General features: G+C 70.9%; 13 protein-coding genes. 4 read left to right on the forward strand and 9 right to left on the reverse strand.

The window, feature by feature from the left end:
• Positions 1-15 precede the first annotated feature (15 nt).
• The 3 genes from ACI3KX_RS01355 (at position 16) to ACI3KX_RS01365 (ending at position 2,695) form a co-directional block, all read left to right on the forward strand.
• Positions 16-918 (forward strand): MetQ/NlpA family ABC transporter substrate-binding protein, encoded by a 903-nt coding sequence (locus ACI3KX_RS01355; protein ID WP_363353682.1) that lies wholly within the window; start codon positions 16-18, stop codon positions 916-918.
• 87 nt (positions 919-1,005) lie between these two features.
• Positions 1,006-2,043, forward strand: a complete 1,038-nt coding sequence (locus ACI3KX_RS01360; RefSeq protein WP_404907235.1) for a methionine ABC transporter ATP-binding protein — start codon at positions 1,006-1,008, stop codon at positions 2,041-2,043.
• Positions 2,036-2,695: a methionine ABC transporter permease gene (locus ACI3KX_RS01365; protein WP_163620537.1), complete on the forward strand. Its 660-nt coding sequence runs from the start codon at positions 2,036-2,038 to the stop codon at positions 2,693-2,695. The genes ACI3KX_RS01360 and ACI3KX_RS01365 overlap by 8 nt, the downstream gene beginning before the upstream one ends.
• 189 nt (positions 2,696-2,884) lie before the next feature.
• Here ACI3KX_RS01365 and ACI3KX_RS01370 read toward each other — a convergent pair whose 3' ends face one another.
• From ACI3KX_RS01370 to ACI3KX_RS01410, 9 genes are all read right to left on the reverse strand, one after another.
• A complete protein-coding gene (locus tag ACI3KX_RS01370; RefSeq protein ID WP_404907238.1) occupies positions 2,885-4,477 on the reverse strand; it encodes an alpha/beta hydrolase in 1,593 nt (530 codons plus the stop codon).
• Entirely contained in the window at positions 4,474-5,676 is a 1,203-nt protein-coding gene (locus tag ACI3KX_RS01375; protein ID WP_404907240.1) for a DNA polymerase III subunit delta', read from the reverse strand. The genes ACI3KX_RS01370 and ACI3KX_RS01375 overlap by 4 nt, the downstream gene beginning before the upstream one ends.
• Positions 5,677-6,181: 505 nt before the next feature.
• Positions 6,182-6,793, reverse strand: a complete 612-nt coding sequence (tmk, locus tag ACI3KX_RS01380; protein WP_363355713.1) for a dTMP kinase — start codon at positions 6,791-6,793, stop codon at positions 6,182-6,184.
• 62 nt (positions 6,794-6,855) lie between these two features.
• On the reverse strand, positions 6,856-9,579 hold the full coding sequence (topA, locus tag ACI3KX_RS01385; protein WP_363353688.1) for a type I DNA topoisomerase: 2,724 nt from the start codon (positions 9,577-9,579) through the stop codon (positions 6,856-6,858).
• Between the two features lie 67 nt (positions 9,580-9,646).
• On the reverse strand, positions 9,647-9,964 hold the full coding sequence (locus tag ACI3KX_RS01390; RefSeq protein ID WP_363353690.1) for an Rv3654c family TadE-like protein: 318 nt from the start codon (positions 9,962-9,964) through the stop codon (positions 9,647-9,649).
• A gap of 154 nt (positions 9,965-10,118) precedes the next feature.
• Positions 10,119-10,454 carry a TadE family type IV pilus minor pilin gene (locus tag ACI3KX_RS01395; protein ID WP_363353692.1) on the reverse strand — a complete coding sequence of 112 codons (336 nt, stop codon included), beginning with the start codon at positions 10,452-10,454 and terminating at the stop codon, positions 10,119-10,121.
• Complete coding sequence (locus ACI3KX_RS01400) at positions 10,451-10,693, reverse strand: DUF4244 domain-containing protein (protein ID WP_363353694.1); 243 nt, start codon at positions 10,691-10,693, stop codon at positions 10,451-10,453. Before ACI3KX_RS01400 ends, ACI3KX_RS01395 begins: the two co-directional genes overlap by 4 nt.
• A gap of 111 nt (positions 10,694-10,804) precedes the next feature.
• The gene (locus ACI3KX_RS01405; RefSeq protein ID WP_404907242.1) at positions 10,805-11,857 is read right to left on the reverse strand and encodes a type II secretion system F family protein; all 1,053 of its coding nucleotides are present in this window, start codon (positions 11,855-11,857) and stop codon (positions 10,805-10,807) included.
• Complete coding sequence (locus ACI3KX_RS01410) at positions 11,839-13,191, reverse strand: TadA family conjugal transfer-associated ATPase (RefSeq protein WP_404907244.1); 1,353 nt, start codon at positions 13,189-13,191, stop codon at positions 11,839-11,841. Before ACI3KX_RS01410 ends, ACI3KX_RS01405 begins: the two co-directional genes overlap by 19 nt.
• A 420-nt stretch (positions 13,192-13,611) precedes the next feature.
• On the opposite strand from ACI3KX_RS01410, the gene acs reads away from it, so the two are divergent.
• On the forward strand, positions 13,612-15,606 hold the full coding sequence (gene acs / locus ACI3KX_RS01415) for an acetate--CoA ligase (protein WP_363353698.1): 1,995 nt from the start codon (positions 13,612-13,614) through the stop codon (positions 15,604-15,606).
• Positions 15,607-15,726 lie beyond the last annotated feature (120 nt).

Here is a 15,726-nt window from a genome sequence, read left to right on the forward strand (position 1 = left end):
CACAGGAGCACGCACATGTCCACGCCCAAGAAGCTCATCACCACCGCAGCGCTCGCGCTGCCGCTCGCCCTCCTCCTCGCCGGATGCGCCGGAAACGGGACGGATGCCGCCGCCGGCGGGTCCGCCGAGGACGAGGTGGTCCGCATCGGCGTCGTCGACTCCGGCGACCCGTACTGGGAGACCTACAAGGAGGCGGCCGCCGACGAGGGCATCGAGGTCGAGCTCGTCAACTTCAGCGAGTACACGCAGCCGAACCCCGCGCTCTCGGCCGACGAGCTGGATCTCAACCAGTTCCAGCACATCATCTACCTCGCGACCTACAACGTGCAGAGCGACGACGACCTGCAGCCGATCGGCGCCACCGCGATCTACCCGCTGGGCCTGTACTCGTCGCAGTACGCGTCGGTCGACGACATCCCCGAGGGCTCCACGGTCGCCGTGCCCAACGACGAGTCGAACCAGGCCCGCGGGCTTCTCGTGCTGCAGTCGGCCGGACTCATCGAGCTGGCAGACGGCGGCTCGGTGTTCTCCACCGTCGCCGATGTGCTCCCCGAGTCGAAGGTGAAGGTCGAGGCGCTCGACGCCGCGTTCACCGCGACATCCCTGCCCGACGTCGCCGCGTCGATCGTGAACAACGACTTCCTCGCAGACGCCGGACTCACGCCCGAGGACGCGATCGCGACCGACGACCCGTCGGACCCGAACGCGTTCCCGTACATCAATATCTTCGCGGCCAAGGCCGAGGACGCCGACAACCCGACGTACCTCAAGCTCGTGGAGATCTACCAGAACACGCAGGACGTGCTCGATGGCGTCGTCGAGGCGTCGGGCGGCACCGCCGTGCTCGTCAAGACGCCTGTCGACGAGCTCCTGACGTCGCTCACCGACGTCGAGGACGACATCCGCGCCAACTCGTAAGACCGCCACACCGCGGCACTCGCCTGTGCGGCCTGCCGGCGCCTCGTGCGCCCGGGCCGCACACGCGCGTTCCGCCGAGGAGCACCCATGACCCTCATCCGCCTGAACGGCGTGACCAAGACCTTCCCGGCGTCCGCCAAGGACGCCCCGCCCATCGTCGCCGTCGACGACGTCTCGCTCGACGTCGCGGCCGGCGAGGTGTGCGGCATCATCGGCTACTCCGGCGCCGGCAAGAGCACCGTGCTGCGCCTGGTGAACGCACTGGAGACCCCGACCAGCGGCACCGTCGAGATCGACGGCCGCGACATCACCCGGCTTCGCGAGCGCGAACTCCGTGAACTGCGCGGCGACATCGGCATGATCTTCCAACAGTTCAACCTCTTCGACTCGCGCACAGTGGCGAAGAACGTCGCCTACCCCCTCGAGGTCGCCGGCCGCCCGCGGGCCGAGATCGCGGCGCGCGTGGACGACCTGCTGCGCTTCGTCGGCCTGGCCGACAAGGCGCGCAGCTATCCCGAGCAGCTCTCGGGCGGGCAGAAGCAGCGCGTCGGCATCGCCCGGGCGCTCGCGACGAGCCCGCGCATCCTGCTGGCCGATGAGGCGACGAGCGCGCTCGATCCCGACACCACCCAGGAGGTGCTCGCCCTCCTCGCACGCATCAACGCGGAGCTCGGCGTCACGATCCTCGTCATCACCCACGAGATGGACGTCATCCGCACGCTCGCCGACCGCGTGGTCGTGATGGAGAACGGGCGCATCATCGAGAGCGGAGCGGTCTTCGACGTACTGTCGGCACCCCGTCACGCGGCGACGCGCCGGTTCGTCGCGAGCATCATCGAGGACGTGCCCGCCGGCGACCAGCTGCGGACGCTCCGGGATCGCCACCCCGGCCGGATCGTGACGTTCACGGTGCGCGAGGGCGACATCACCCAGGCGGACGTGTTCGCCGCACTCTCGTCGCACGGCGTGCGGTTCGAGCTCATCCACGGCGGGATCAACGACATCGCCGGGCGCGTGTTCGGGCATCTGACCCTGGCGCTGACCGGAGAGGCGGATGCCGTGCAGCGGGCCATCGACGCCGCGTCGGCGTTCGCGCCGCTCATCGAGGAGGACGCCCGTGGATAGGCTCGTCGATCTGCTTCCCGAGCTCTGGGCCGCGACGGCCGAGACCCTGTACGTGGTGTCGCTCAGCCTCGTGTTCGGCGGCATCGCCGGCCTGTTCGTCGGCCTGGCACTGTACGCGACGCGACCCGGAAGCCTCTTCCCCAACCGGTTCCTCTTCGGGACCATCAACGTGATCGTCAACTTCTTCCGGCCGATCCCGTTCGTGATCCTGCTCGCCGCGGTGCAGCCGATCGCCCGCAGCCTCGGCATCCCCGGGATCGGCCCCGAGTTCGGGATCTTCGCGATCACCATCGCGTCGCTGTTCGCCATCAGCCGCATCGTCGAGCAGAACCTGCTCACGGTACGCCCCGGTGTCATCGAGGCGGCCCGGGCCACCGGTGCGAGCCGCTCGCGGATCCTCCTGCGCCTGCTCCCCCGCGAGGCGCTCGGCCCGCTGATCCTCGGCTACACGTTCATCGTGGTGGCGCTGGTCGACATGACCGCCATCGCCGGCGCGGTGGCGGCCGGCGGCCTCGGCGAGTTCGCGATCGTCTACGGCTTCAAGCAGTTCAACCCGTGGGTCACGTGGGCGGCGGTGCTCGTGATCATCGTGATCGTGCAGGCCGTGCAGTTCATCGGCAACGCTCTCGCCCGCCGCGTGCTGCGGCGCTGAGAACTGCCGCGGTGAGAACTGCCGCGCTGAGGGCTGCGGCGCTGAGCGCTCCGGCGGCGAGGGCTCCGCTCCGGCGCTGAGTGCTCCGACGGCGAGGGCTCCGCTCCGGCGCGGAGCGCTCCGGCGGCCGCGCCGGCATGAGAGAGCGGATGCCGCGGCTGCGGCATCCGCTCTGTCATGCGTCGGGGTTCACTCGCAGCGCAGGCCGTCCTCGGGCGGCGTACCGTCGAGCAGGTAGGTCTCCACCGCGGAGTCGACGCACGCGTTGCCCTTGTTGTAGCCGGTGTGGCCTTCGCCGACCCGGGTCACCAGCACGCCGGACGACAGCTGCTCGGCCAGCGAGACCGACCACTCGTACGGTGTCGCGGGATCGTTCGTCGTGCCCACGACGACGATCGGCGCGGCGCCCTCGGCCGTGATGCGCTCGCGCACGCCCGTCGCCGGGTACGGCCAGACCTCGCAGGGGTCGGGTCCGCTCCAGTACGGGGCGACGGTCGGCGCCTCGGCAGCGAGCAGCGCCTCTGCGGCGGCCTGCTCCTCATCGGTCGCGTCGACCGGGTAGTCCATGCAGTTGTACGCGCGGAAGGCCTCGGTCTGGTTGTCGAGGTAGGCGCCGTCCTGACGGTTGTAGTAGAAGTCGGCGAGCTGGAACGCCACGTCGGCGTTGCCCTCGAGCACGTCGCTGAGCGCCGTGGTCAGGTAAGCCCAGCTGTCCTGCGAGTACAGGGCGGCCACGATCGCCGTCATGAGCGAGTCGGCGCCCAGCATGCGCCCGTCGCCGTTCGGGATAGGGTCGCGGTCGACGCTTGCCAGCAGCGTCCCGAGATCGGCCATCGCCTCGTCCACCGTGCCGCGGAACGGGCACTCGTCGTCGGTGAGGCAGTCCGCCATGTAGGCACGCAGAGCCGATTCGAAGCCGATGCCCTGGGTGATCCCGACGTCGAGCCCCGGGATGGACGGATCGATGGCGCCGTCCAGAACGAGGCGCCCGACCTTCTCGGGGAACAGCTTCGCGTACGTGGCTCCGAGGAACGTGCCGTACGAGTAGCCGAGATAGTTGAGCTCGGTGTCGCCGAGCACCGCGCGGAGCAGATCCATGTCACGGGCGGCGTTGTCGGTCGTGATGTACGGCAGGATGCCGTCGCTGTTCGCCTCGCACGCCTCGCCGAACTCCTGGTGCCGGGCCAGGAGCTCGTCGGTCCAGGCATCCGTTCCGCGGGCGCCCTGCGGGATGTCGAAGAGGTACGCGTCCATCGCGCTCGCGTCGAAGCAGGTGACAGCCGTCGACTCGCCGACGCCGCGCGGATCGAAACCGATCACGTCGAACCGCTGGCGCACCGGGTCGCTCACGGCGAACGAGACCGAGTCGCGGATGAGCCCCACGCCGCTCGCTCCGGGCCCGCCCGGGTTGGTGAGCAGCGACCCGATGGGCTCGCCGCTCCCCTCGGCACGGCTGCGGATGACCGACAGCTCGATCTCGCCCTTCGACGGGTCCGCCCAGTCCAGCGGGGCGGTCACCGTGGTGCAGTCGAAGCCGTCGCAGTCGGTCCAGGCGAGGTCCTGTTCGTAGAACGGCAGCAGGTCTGCCGGCACGCCGTCGACGTCGGCCGCCTTGCTCGATGTCGGACGCGGCGACGCATCGGGGATCATCGCGGAGAGACAGCCGCTCAGCAGGACGGATGCCGCAGCCAGGCCGGCCACGAGGGCAGGGATCCTCCACCGGTCGCCGAGTCTGTCGAAGCGCGGTGGCCGAGGGCCTCGGCGGGGGCGGGTCTGGTTCACGGGGTCCTTCCGCTTGCGACGGTGACGAGCATGCTCTCCAGCGCCAGCGCCGGCGCGGCGTTCAGTTCGAGATTCTCACGGGTGACGCCGATGCGATCCACGACGGTCAGGGTGCGCTCCGGCGTCCACGCGACGGCGAGCGCACGCAGGTCGGGCTCGAGCTCGCGGTTGATGAGGACGGCGTCGCGGCCGAACTGCAGCATCAGCACATCGCGGAACATGGACTCGAGGTCGGTCAGCACGCGATCGATGCCGTCGCGCAGGCTGCGCGTGGCGCGGCGCTTCTGATCGTCCTCGAGGGCTGACAGCTGTGAGCGCACCGCCGGCGGGATCGCGCCGCCTTCGGCGATGCCGAGGGTGCGCAGGAGCGAGGCGCGCTCCGCCTCGTCGCGTTCCGCCGTGAGCGCCTTGGCGTCGTCTGTCGCCGCGGCGACGATCGCTCCGGCCACCTCGACGGCGTCTCCGACGCCCCGCACCGCCAGGACCCCCCGCAGCGTGGCATCGCGGCGCGCGCGGGCCGCGGCATCCGTCGCCAGCCGCTGGGCCATGCCGATGTGACGCTGGGCGTGCCGCGCCGACTGCTCGGCGATCACCGGATCGACGGCGCTCCGCCGCACGATGAGATCGGCGACGTCGGCGATATCGGGCTCCCGCAGCCGCAGGGTGCGCACGCGCGAGCGGATCGTGGGCAGGAGGTCGGCGTCGCTCGGAGCGCACAGCACCCACACGGTCCGCTCGGGAGGCTCCTCGAGCGCCTTGAGCAGAACGTTCGACGTGCGCTCGGCCATGCGATCGGCGTCTTCCATGACGATGACCCGGTAGCGGCCCAGCGATGGTGAGAAGTACGAGCGCTCGACGAGCGCCCGGGCGTCCTTGATGGAGATGATGACGCCTTCGGTGCGCAGCGCCGTCAGATCGGGATGGGTGCCCGCCAGCACCTGCTGCATCGCCCGCTCGTCGCCCGGCTCCGCGATGAGGGCCGCCGCGAACGCGTGCGCCAGCGTCGAGCGGCCCGACCCTGGGGGGCCGGTGATGAGCCACGCATGCGTCATCGACGCGGGGTCGGATGCCGCCTCACGCAGTGCGGCGACCGCCTCGGGCTGTCCCCACACATCGCCCCACGGCAGGGCCGCTCCGCTGCCCGCGCCGTCGCGCTCGTCGCGCTCGTGCGCGCTGGCAGGCTGGGTCGCGGCATCCATCCCGCCCAGCCTAACCGCGGGGGCTGACAGCGCGCGCCTCGGTCGATAGCCTCCGCGACCACGTCTCCAGATCAGGTGATGTGGCGAAGGCAGGACGATCTGCGGGCAAGCGTCCTACCCCGGTGAAATCACCTGATCTCGCAGCAGACACGAGCGCGGGAACCACCCCCGTACCGGGGACGTCCGTCCGCACCGGGGCATCCCTCCCCGAGCATCCGTCGCACCGGGGCATCCGTCGGGGCATCCCTCCTCGAGCATCCGTCCGCACCGGGGACGTCCGTCCGCACCGGGGACGTCCGTCCGCACCGGGGACGTCCGTCCGCACCGGGGACGTCCGTCCGCACCGGGGCATCTGCGAGTCACCAGATCAGGTGATGTGGCGAAGGCAGGACGATCTGCGCGCAAAGCGTCCTACCCCGGTGAAATCACCTGAACTCGGAACGGATGCCAGCGGCCCGGTGAAATCACCCGAACTCGGAACGGATGCCGGCCGCCCAGCGTACGGTCAGCCCAGCAGGGTGGCCACACGCTCGCGCACGGCGGCGGCGAGCTCGTCGACGGGGCGGGACGCGTCGAGTACGAGGAAGCGGGCGGGTTCGGCGGTCGCGAGGGCCAGGAACTCCTCGCGCACGCGGGCGTGGAAGTGCTCCTTCTCGGCCTCGAGCCGGTCGAACGGCTTGTCGTCGGCGTCGAGCCGCGCGCGCGCCGTCGCGGGGTCGAGGTCGAGCAGCACGGTCACGTCGGGCAGCAGGGCGTCCGTCGCCCACAGCGACAGCTGGCGCACCTCATCACGGCCGAGCACGCGTCCGGCGCCCTGGTAGGCGACGGAAGAGTCCAGGTAACGGTCCTGGATCACGACCTCGCCGCGCGCGAGCGCGGGACGCACCAGCGTCTCGACGTGGTGCGCGCGATCCGCGGCGTACAGCAGTGCTTCGGCGCGGGCGGCGACCTCGCCCCGGTGGTGCAGGACGATGTCGCGGATGAGCACGCCCACCTCGGTTCCGCCCGGCTCACGCGTGCGCACCACGGTGCGTCCGGCATCCGTCAGCCACTCGTCGAGGAGCGCCGCCTGGGTCGTCTTGCCGACCCCGTCGCCGCCCTCGAACGTGACGAACAGTCCGGTCGCCGACGGCCGCCCTCCGGAGGGCTCAGGAACCGATCGGGGCTCGGTGTCCGCCGTCACTTCTTCGCCGCGGGCTTGCGCGTGGTCGTCGTGCGCCGCGCCGGACGCTTGGCCGGACCCTTCGCCCGCTTGTCGGCCAGCAGCTGCACCGCGCGCTCGAACGTGACCTCCATCGCGTCCTCGCCCTTCGGGATCGTCGCGTTCGTCTCGCCGTCGGTGACGTACGGACCGAACCGGCCGTCCTTGAGCTTGATCGCCTTGCCGCTCGTGGGGTCGGCTTCGAACTCCTTCAGCGCCGAGGAGGCGCCGCGGGCGCCGTACTTCGGCTGCGCGTAGACGGCGAGCGCCTCATCGAGCGTGATGTCGAAGATCTGCTGCTCGCTCTGCAGCGTCCGCGAGTCGGTGCCCTTCTTGAGGTAGGGACCGTACCGGCCGTTCTGCGCGGTGATCGGCTCCTGGGTCTCGGGGTCGAGGCCGACGGTGCGCGGAAGGTCGAGCAGCTGGAGTGCGGTGTCGAGGTCGATGGTGTCGACCGACATCGACTTGAAGAGGGACGCCGTCCGCGGTTTGGGCGCGGCCTCCTTCTTCGCGCCGCGCTTCTTCGGGGCGGGCTCGGGCTCGGGCTCGACCGCGACGACCTCGCCGGTCTCCTCGTCGACCTCTTCCGCCGCCGGCGGGTCGGTCTCCTGCACGTACGGGCCGAAGCGTCCGTCCTTCACGACCACGAGCTTGCCGCTCGCCGGGTTCTCACCCAGCACGCGGTCGCCCGCGACGGGCGCGTCGATGAGCTCCTGCGCCCGCGACGGGGTCAGCTCGTCGGGCGCGAGATCCTCGGGGATGTTGACGCGGCGGGGCTCGGCATCCGGATTCTCCTTGTCGGGCACCTCGAGGTACGGCCCGTACTTGCCGAACCGCAGGGTCGCGACATCGCCGATCGGCGTGGAGTTGAGTGCGCGGGCGTCGATCTCGCCGAGGTTCTCGACGATGTTGCGGAGACCGACGTGGTCGGTGGAGCCGAAGTAGAACTCCTGCAGCCAGTCCTGGCGCTTCTGCTCGCCGCGTGCGATGGCGTCGAGGTCGTCCTCGAGCGCCGCGGTGAAGTCGTAGTCGACGAGGTCGGCGAAGTGCTGTTCGAGCAGGCGCACCACGCTGAACGCGAGCCAGCTCGGGATCAGGGCCTGGCCGCGCTTGGTGACGTAGCCGCGGTTCAGGATCACGTCGATGATGCTCGCGAAGGTCGACGGGCGGCCGATGCCCTTCTCCTCCAGCGCCTTGACGAGGCTGGCCTCGGTGTAGCGCGGCTTGGGGCTCGTCGAGTGCCCCTTCGGCTCGACCTCGCGAAGCCGCAGCACGTCGCCCACGGCCATCGCGGGAAGCGCCTGGTCATCGGACTTGTCGGCGTCGCTGCGCTTCTCGTCGCGGCCCTCTTCATAGGCCTCGAGGAAGCCCTTGAAGGTGTAGACGGTTCCGGATGCCGTGAACTCGGCACGACGCCCGCCCGCCGCGACCTCGAGGGTCACGGTGGTGGTCTCGTACTTCGCGTCGGACATCTGGCTCGCCATCGTGCGCTTCCAGATGAGGTCGTACAGGCGGAGTTCGTCGCGGTCGAGCTGACTCGACACGTCGGAGGGCGTGCGGAAGGTCTCGCCCGACGGGCGGATCGCCTCGTGCGCCTCCTGGGCGTTCTTGCTGTTGTTGCGGTAGGTGCGCGGGTTCAGCGGCACCGACGCGGCGCCGTACATCGCGACCGCCTGCTCGCGCGCGGCCTCGATGGCCTGCGTCGACAGTGCGGTCGAGTCCGTGCGCATATAAGTGATGTACCCCTTCTCGTAGAGCCGCTGTGCGACGCCCATGGCGTGCTTGGCGCTCATCGAGAGCTTGCGCCCGGCCTCCTGCTGGAGCGTGGACGTCGTGAAGGGGGGCTTGGGGCTGCGGGTTCCGGGCTTGGACTCCAGAGCGGTGACGGATGCCTCGCCCGCAGCTTCGATGGCCGCGGCGAGCTCGCGCACCTGCGCCTCGTCGAGGACGACGACGGCCTTCTTCAGCTGGCCCTTGTCGTCGAAGTCGGTGCCGCGGGCGAGAACTGCGCCGTCGAGGCGCGCGAGGCGCGTCGAGAACGACTCGTCGATGCCCTGCGGCCGGTTCGGCGCAGCGAGCGCCTCGATGTCCCAGTAGGACGCCGACACGAAAGCCATCCGCTCGCGCTCGCGGTCGACCACGAGGCGGGTGGCGGCCGACTGCACACGGCCCGCCGAGGTGCCCTGCTGAACCTTGTACCAGAGCACGGGGCTGACGTCCCAGCCGTACAGGCGGTCGAGGATGCGCCGGGTCTCCTGGGCATCGACGAGCGCGAGGTCGAGTTCGCGCGTGTTGCCGACGGCGGCCTGGATCGCGTCCTTGGTGATCTCGTGGAACACCATGCGCTTGACCGGGACCTTGGGCTTGAGCGTCTGGAGCAGATGCCACGCGATGGCTTCGCCTTCGCGATCTTCATCGGTGGCGAGCAGGAGCTCGTCCGCCCCCTTCAGCGCGCGCTTGAGCTCGGCGACGGTCTTCTTGCCGCGCTCGCTCTCGACGTAATAGGGGTCGAAGCCGTTCTCGACGTCGATCGAGTACTTCCCGTACGCCTGCTTCTTGTCTGCCGGGATGTCGCGCTTATCCGCGAGGTCGCGGATGTGGCCGACCGAGCTCAGCACCTCGTAGCCGTCGCCGAGATACCCCTGGATCGACCTCATCTTCGTCGGTGACTCGACGATGACGAGCTTCTTGCCTTCTGCCAACGGGGGCGTCCTTTCTTCGACGCAAACCATACACGCCAGTTATCGGTACAGGCGCTGTGAGCCGGGATCACAGCGGTGGGCCTGCGCGTGCCGCGGCCCGCGCGGTCACCGGTCCCAGCTGCGCGGAGACGGTGATCGTCGCGATGAGCCCGTCCAGTCGGCAGTCCTCCACGGTTGCTCCGAACGTGCCGGCGACCTCGGCTGCACGCTCGCACGGAACTCCCGGGATCGCGCCCGATGCAGCGTCCGCTGCGGCAAGGGCCCCGGCGTCCGCCGCGGATGCCAGCCGCTGCCCGGCGACCGCCGCGCCGCCGACCATCGCGAGACCTGACGCGAGGACCGCCGCGGCGGCCACGATACCGGTGACCGCCATCGTTCCCGGCATCAGCCGCCGCCCTCAGTCGGCCCGACGCCGCGGCGCGGAGCGGACACGTCGCCCGATCGACGAGGCCGCGGAGCGGACACGTCGCCCGATCGACGAGGCCGCGGAGCGGACACCTCGCCCCCCGGGGCGGGCGAGGTGCGACCCCCGCGCCGTGTCACAGGCCGCCGCCCAGCGCGCAGCCGGTGGCGGTGATCCGGAGCCCGAACAGCGCCGACGCGGACGCGCTCACGCACACCAGCTCGCCGCGCGGGACGATGTCGACGGATGCCCCTGCCACCGCCGCCGACACGGCGGACCGCGCACGCTCGTCCGACTCGCCGCGCGCGCTCAGGCGCGCGGCGTCCGCCACGGCATCCTGCAGGCGCACTTGCCGCGACGCGCCGGCGAGCGCTCCGACTCCGACGACGAGCACGAGCACGAGGGCGGGCAGCGCGACCGCGAACTCGGCGACGACCGACCCGCGGTCGTCGCCCAGCCGCGGGCGGCTCATGCCACCGTGAGCGCGCGTCGCACGAGGTCCGTGAGGATGCCGCGCACCTCGTCGCTGCGCATGATGACGACCAGGAGGCCCGCGAACGCCACGGCCGCCATCGTCGCGATGGCGTACTCGGCGGTCGCGGCGCCCGTGTCGTCGGCCGGCGTGCCTGCGATGCGCTGCGGGCGGAAGAGGCGCTCCGCGCGTCGACGGGTCAGAGTCGGCAACGAGGGCGTGCTCCAGGGGAAGGACATGATTTCTCCGTTCGATCGAAGGGTGTGCGGGCACGGTTCAGGGAGTCGGGACGCGGTGAGCCGAGCGCCCGCCGTCGCGTGCCGGGCCGGAGGCCTTCGGCGCCGTCGCTGTCACAGCGAGACCGACATCGTCGACATGACGCTCAGCATCATCGGGGCGACTCCGAGCAGGAGGAATGCGGGCAGCGTGCAGACTCCGAGCGGGAGCAGCAGTCGCGATGAGAGTCGCGCGACGCGGAGCCGCCCGTCGATGCGGGCCCGGTGGCGCTCGTGGGAGGCGGACGCGCGCAGCAGCTCCACCGCCGGCACGCCGGCGGTGCGGGAGAGCGCCAGCACGGCATCCACGTCATCGCTTCCGGCCTCGCGTGCGGCGTCGGCGTCACGTGGCGCCGGCGCAAGCCCGACCCCGACGTTCTCGGCGGTCGGCGGCCGTGCGGTGAAGGATGCGCGGGCATCGCGCACGACCGAGCGCGCCCGATCGATCGAGACACCGCCCGTCAGCGCGATCGCGATCAGCTCGGCTTCGAGACCCGGGATGTCATCGGACGCGTGCGCGCCGCGCACCAGGCGCGACGTCCAGCGCTGCGCCATCACCATGAGGATCGCACCACCGGCGAGGCAGGCGAGTCCCAGGGGGTTGGTGAAGAGCGTCCCGAACGTGTCGAAGCCCAGCGCTGCTCCCAATCCGACCGCCACGAGCGGCAACCAGCTCATCAGCCGCGCCGTCCCGGCCGGTTCGGCGAGCGCGACACGCACATCGTCGGCCGCCTCGTGCGCGTCGCGCAACGCGACGGCCAGCCCGCGCAGGCACTCGGCGAGGGGCGCTCCGACGACGAGGGCGACCTGACAGGCCGCCGCTACATCGGGCCATGCGCCCGGTCCGGCTGCCGCCACCGCCGCGGGCAGGGGCATCCCCGCGTCGATCGACGACACGACCAGTGCCGCCGATGGATCACCCGCGTCGGCGAGGTGCTGCCACGCCCTGGCGGGAGACACCCCGGCCTGCAGCAGTACGGCGAGCCGCAGCACCGTCGCAGCGACATCCGCGGCCGGCGACGGGGCCGACTGCCCGCGCCGCAGCAAGCGCCCCCGCGACGCCAGACCGCTGAACCGGCCCGACCTATCGGACGCCGGCTGCGGGCGCGTCATCGCTCGCCGACCCATCGCGCCTCCTCGATGGCGAGGCGACCGTCGCCGTCCATCACCGGCCGCCCGGCCGCGACGATGCGCCGCGCTCCGTCCGCGCCCCTCTCGACGTGCAGCACCAGCCCGATCGCGCTGGCCGCCTGGCGTGCCAGGGCATGATCGTCGAGCCCCGCGAGGGCGCCGAGCGCCTCGAGCCGGACGGGCACGTCCTGCAGGCTGTTCGCGTGCACCGTCCCGGCGCCGCCGTCGTGACCGGTGTTGAGCGCCGACAGCAGCTCGCGCACCTCGTCGCCGCGGCACTCGCCGACCACGAGCCGGTCAGGGCGCATGCGGAGGGCTTCGCGCACCAGTCGCGCCAGGCCGATGCCACCGGCGCCCTCGATGTTGGGCTGGCGCGCCTCCAGCCGGACGTGATGCGGGTGCGCGATCCGCAGCTCTGCGACATCCTCGATGGTCACGATCCGCTCATGGTCGGGAGCCTCGGCGAGCAGTGCGGCGAGCAGGGTGGTCTTCCCGGCGCCGGCCGCGCCGGAGACCAGGAGATTCGCGCGCCCCGCGATCGCCTCGCCGAGCCGGCGCCGCATGCGTTCGTCGAACATGCCCGTGCGCTGCAGGTCGTCGAGCGTCGCGACCTCCAGACGCGGCACGCGGATCGAGAGCACTGTCCCCTCCGGTGCGATCGGCGGCAGCACGGCGTGCACGCGTATGCCTCCCTCGAACCGCACGTCGACGCACGGCGTCGCGTCATCGATGTGCCGCCCGCCCGCACCGATGATTGCGACGGCGAGATCGCGTACTTCTTCTTCTGTGGCCCGCCACTCGCGTGCCGCGACGACCCCCGCACCGCGGTCGACGAAGAGTCCCGCGCCGCCGTTGACGAAGAGGTCCGTGACGTCGGGTTCGTCGAGGTACGCCGCGAAGGGCGCGAGCACCGCGGGCCGCTCTTCGGCGGTTCTCCGCGCGGGAGGCGGCGCCTCGCGGCGATCGCGCAGTCCATCGCCGCGCGGGGGCGGCGTCTCCGAGCCGCCATCGCGGAGCACGCCCGCGAGTGCCGTGTCGTCCGCGGCAGCGCCGCGCTCCGGCACCCAGGCACCACGCGCTGACCGCCCTGCGAGTGCTGCGCCGGCGCGTTCGACAGGTGTGGGGGCGCGCGACGCGCGATCAGCCACCGCGTGCTGGACCGTTCCCCGCTCGGCAGCCGCGCTCTTCGCCACCGCCACCGGACGCCGAACCCCCACGGCTGCCGCGTCAGCACCCTCCCGGGCGGAGCGGGTGCCGGCATCCCATCCGTCGTTCACCGCCGACGCAGGGGCGACCCCGGAGCGGGGGCGGGCGACGAAGGGAGCGGACATGCCCCGACGCTATGAGCGACCGACCGTCGTCTGACGGCGAACCGAGCGATCCGTGGATGACTCACGCCCATCAGCGGTTGGGGAGGAACCGGTGACAGGTGGAGCGGGACCGCTCCCAAAAATTAGAGGCGGCATCCCATGGGGGGAATGGGATGCCGCCAAGCGCGGGCCCGAATTCGGGGGGTGACGTCGGGCGCCGCAATGCCAGAATCGAAGTTCGGCCAACGGTCAGCATATGCGAGGTAGGAGGCCTGACAAAACGAAAAGGAGAGGATTCTCACTGATATATCGGTCCGAGTCCAACATCACCTCGCCACCTACTATCGGGGGTAGTCGCCTCCGGCGCCTCTGGGTACATTTCCTGGCAGACTCGCCGACACCCCTCGGCGTCCACCTCAGCCCGCAAAGGAGCGCGCTCCCATGAGCGAACAGTCACCTGTCACGCAGTCCGGCAGCAGCCAGATCGACCACCTGCTCACCGAGAAGCGGCACTTCGCACCCACGACCCAGTTCGCCGAGAACGCGGTCGCGACGGCCGAGCTCTACGAGCAGGCGAAGACCGACCGGCTCGGATTCTGGGCCGACAAGGCGCGCGACCTCCACTGGCACACGCCCTTCACCGAGGTCCTGGACTGGTCGAATCCGCCGTTCGCGAAGTGGTTCGCCGACGGGGAGCTCAACGTCGCCTACAACTGCCTCGACCGTCACCTCGAGGCAGGCAACGGCGATCGCGTCGCGCTGCTCTGGGAGGGCGAGCCCGGCGACGAGCGTCGCGTCACGTACGCGGAGCTCACCGACGAGGTCAAGCGCCTCGCGAACGTGCTCGAGGGGCTCGGCATCGGCCAGGGCGACCGCGTCGCGATCTACCTGCCGATGATCCCCGAGGCGGTCGCCTCGATGCTGGCGGTCGCCCGCATCGGCGCCATCCACTCGGTCGTCTTCGGCGGCTTCTCTGCCGACAGCCTGCGGTCCCGCATCGACGACGCCGGAGCCAAGCTCGTCATCACCGCCGACGGCGGCTACCGCAAGGGCAAGGTCTCCCCGCTCAAGCCCGCCGTCGACCTCGCCCTGGGCGATCGCGGAACCGGCGAGCAGGAGACCGTCGAGCACGTTCTCGTCGTCAAGCGCGGCGACAACGAGGTCGACTGGACCGACGGTCGCGACCTGTGGTGGCACGATGTCATCCCGGCCGCGTCCGGCGAGCACGAGGCACAGGCCTTCCCTGCAGAGAACCCGCTGTTCATCCTCTATACGTCGGGCACGACCGGGAAGCCGAAGGGGATCCTCCACACCTCCGGCGGCTACCTCACGCAGTCGGCCTTCACCAACAAGGTCGTCCACGACATCCACCCCGAGACCGACGTGTACTGGTGCACCGCCGACATCGGCTGGGTGACCGGCCATTCCTATGTCACCTACGGTCCGCTCGCGAACGGTGCGACCCAGGTGCTCTACGAGGGAACGCCCGACACCCCGCACCCGGGCCGATGGTGGGAGATCGTGCAGAAGTACGGGGTCACCGTGCTCTACACCGCGCCCACGGCGATCCGCTCCTTCATGAAGCTCGGGCGGGCGATCCCCAAGCAGTTCGACCTGTCGTCGCTGCGGCTGCTCGGATCAGTGGGCGAGCCCATCAACCCCGAGGCGTGGATGTGGTACCGCAAGATCATCGGCGGCAAGACCGCGCCGATCGTCGACACATGGTGGCAGACCGAGACCGGGTCGATCATGGTGTCGGCGCTGCCCGGCGTCACCGAGACGAAGCCCGGCTCGGCGCAGGTCCCCCTGCCCGGCATCTCGATCGACGTCGTCGACGAGGACGGCACCCATGTGGGCAACGGCAACGGCGGGCTCCTCGTGGTCACCGAGCCGTGGCCGTCGATGCTGCGCGGCATCTGGGGCGACCCCGACCGCTTCGTCGAGACGTACTGGGAGAAGTTCCAGACGCAGGGCTACTACTTCGCCGGCGACGGCGCGCGACTCGACGACGACGGCGACGTCTGGCTGCTCGGCCGCGTGGACGACGTCATGAACGTGTCCGGCCACCGCCTGTCGACCACCGAGATCGAGTCGGCGCTGGTCGGCAATGAAGCCGTCGCCGAGGCTGCCGTCGTGGGCGCGTCCGATGAGACGACGGGCCAGGCGGTCGTGGCGTTCGTCATCATCAAGCAGTCGTACCTGTCCGCCCACGCCCCCGACGGCCTCGCGCAGAGCCTGCGCCTGTGGGTCGGCGAGCAGATCGGACCGATCGCGCGTCCTCGCGACGTCTACATCGTGGGCGAGCTGCCCAAGACCCGCTCCGGCAAGATCATGCGTCGCCTGCTGCGCGATGTCGCCGAGGGCCGCGAGGTCGGCGACACGACGACCCTGGCCGACACGGCGGTCATGTCGGTGATCTCGGCCCAGGTGAGGTAAGACCCCGGTCGTTGAGCGAAGGGCGCTCTAGCGCCCGCAGACGACACGCCCCGGGACAGTGCGGAGAGTCCGGGGCGTTTCGTCTCGCTGGTTCCTCACTCGCTCAACGACCGACATCGG

It is taken from the genome of Microbacterium sp. ZW CA_36, assembly GCF_044987475.1.
GTDB lineage: Bacteria > Actinomycetota > Actinomycetes > Actinomycetales > Microbacteriaceae > Microbacterium.

Excerpts from the sequence above, each read along its gene's own strand:
- ACI3KX_RS01355 (WP_363353682.1), top strand. The coding sequence starts at position 16 with ATGTCCACGCCCAAGAAGCTCATCACCACCGCAGCGCTCGCGCTGCCG.
- ACI3KX_RS01360 (WP_404907235.1), top strand. The coding sequence starts at position 1,006 with ATGACCCTCATCCGCCTGAACGGCGTGACCAAGACCTTCCCGGCGTCC.
- ACI3KX_RS01375 (WP_404907240.1), bottom strand. The coding sequence starts at position 5,676 with ATGGATGCCGCGACCCAGCCTGCCAGCGCGCACGAGCGCGACGAGCGC.
- ACI3KX_RS01390 (WP_363353690.1), bottom strand. The coding sequence starts at position 9,964 with ATGCCGGGAACGATGGCGGTCACCGGTATCGTGGCCGCCGCGGCGGTC.
- ACI3KX_RS01395 (WP_363353692.1), bottom strand. The coding sequence starts at position 10,454 with ATGAGCCGCCCGCGGCTGGGCGACGACCGCGGGTCGGTCGTCGCCGAG.
- ACI3KX_RS01400 (WP_363353694.1), bottom strand. The coding sequence starts at position 10,693 with ATGTCCTTCCCCTGGAGCACGCCCTCGTTGCCGACTCTGACCCGTCGA.
- ACI3KX_RS01405 (WP_404907242.1), bottom strand. The coding sequence starts at position 11,857 with ATGGGTCGGCGAGCGATGACGCGCCCGCAGCCGGCGTCCGATAGGTCG.
- ACI3KX_RS01410 (WP_404907244.1), bottom strand. The coding sequence starts at position 13,191 with ATGTCCGCTCCCTTCGTCGCCCGCCCCCGCTCCGGGGTCGCCCCTGCG.
- acs (WP_363353698.1), top strand. The coding sequence starts at position 13,612 with ATGAGCGAACAGTCACCTGTCACGCAGTCCGGCAGCAGCCAGATCGAC.